Source organism: Quadrisphaera granulorum (genome assembly GCF_003149145.1).
GTDB classification, from domain to species: domain Bacteria; phylum Actinomycetota; class Actinomycetes; order Actinomycetales; family Quadrisphaeraceae; genus Quadrisphaera; species Quadrisphaera granulorum.
The window spans coordinates 1-1,344 of the sequence record NZ_QGDQ01000079.1 but is presented as its reverse complement, the minus strand read 5'-3'; the positions used below and the strand labels follow the sequence as shown (position 1 = coordinate 1,344).

The window sequence follows — 1,344 nt, the reverse complement described above, 5'->3', positions numbered from 1 at the left end:
TTTGAGCGGACCGATCCATCCTCCGGAGTTCCATCCTCGACCCGCAACCCGAGGTCACGCAGCGTCACCGCAGACGCGCTAGTGGCAAAGGCTCAATGGCCACTGCATCAGCCTCAGCGGTAGACGCGCAGGCGACCAGCGATGCAGGGGCGCAGGGCACAGCCGGCGCAAGCGGCAACCCCGACCTTGACTGGGTGCCCTCTGCTGCGAAGGCAGCGTCGACTTCCGCCGCCCCGCAGGCCGCTGCGGCCGCGGCACCGGTCTGGGCTGTCGCTTGCACGGGCAGCGGCAAGCGCGACAAGATCGTTCGCAGCGGTTACACCCGCAAGAGCGTGACAGCCCGCAATAACAACATGTACCTCCGTGGTGGCACGACCAACCTCACCTGCGGTTTCCAGGACAACGATCGTGATACGGGCATGGGGTACCTCCACATCGCCCACGATCACGGCCAAGACTGGTCCAACCTTGCTGCCCTCACTGGCGAGAACTGGCGCGACGTCGCGGATGCCGGCATGGTCGCGTCGCTCGGTTACACCGATTACGCCGGATCCGATCCCCGGCGCGACGCCATGTGCTTCTCCGGCGAAATTTCACTCATCAACAAGCGCACGGGACAGACGGTGAAGCGTCAGGCGGTTCGGACCATCGTGCAGTACCAGAGCCCGAACAACGTTATCACGGCAAACCCCGGAAAGTGCTGATCAAGACGCTGCTCGCCTCGTCACCGATGCACGGAGAGGTGCGTATGACGCCCGGTCATTGTGGAGGCAAACTTCCTGGACCGTGTACGACCGGAGTGGCCGGTAGTAAGGGCGTTGCCAATACCTGAGTAGCCGCAACCACCGCGCCCCGACGAGCTGCAGTGCTCGCCGGGGCGCGGTGGTTGCGGCGCGGGCGAGTGATTTTTCACCGAGACTTGTGGCTTCTGCTTGCTGTTGGCCGATGAGCACAGGGACGCTGTGAATCGCATCAGACACCACCGAGCAGGAGAACCTGAGTGCCGCCGTCTGCCGTGCAATCGCTTGTTGCTAAGGAGAACTTAAGTAGGCAGACTTTCTATGCCTTGATATAGGCCAGGTTCGGGTCACCAAAGAAACCCCGCACCAGCCCCGGGTGACCCACTAATCGCTCCAATGCTGCAACAGCCTTATCCATCAAGTCCTGAGCACTAGAAAACCCCGCTCGACCTACCCGGTCGGCCTTCACGTTCTTCCAGACCCACTCGTCGGGATTCAACTCCGGTGAATGAGCCTTTGCCACTAGCGCGTCTGCGGTGACGCTGCGTGACCTCGGGTTGCGGGTCGAGGATGGAACTCCGGAGGATGGATCGGTCCGCTCAAA

Annotated in this window: 1 protein-coding gene and 1 pseudogene; one reads left to right on the top strand and one right to left on the bottom strand. The window is 62.4% G+C overall.

Translation table 11 applies throughout. The features are described from left to right. Window positions 1-194 precede the first annotated feature (194 nt). Window positions 195-704 (top strand): hypothetical protein, encoded by a 510-nt coding sequence (locus BXY45_RS23050; protein WP_146211353.1) that lies wholly within the window; start codon window positions 195-197, stop codon window positions 702-704. 355 nt (window positions 705-1,059) lie between these two features. Here BXY45_RS23050 and BXY45_RS24000 read toward each other — a convergent pair. Continuing rightward, a pseudogene (locus BXY45_RS24000) lies at window positions 1,060-1,344 on the bottom strand (hypothetical protein); the annotation flags it as partial.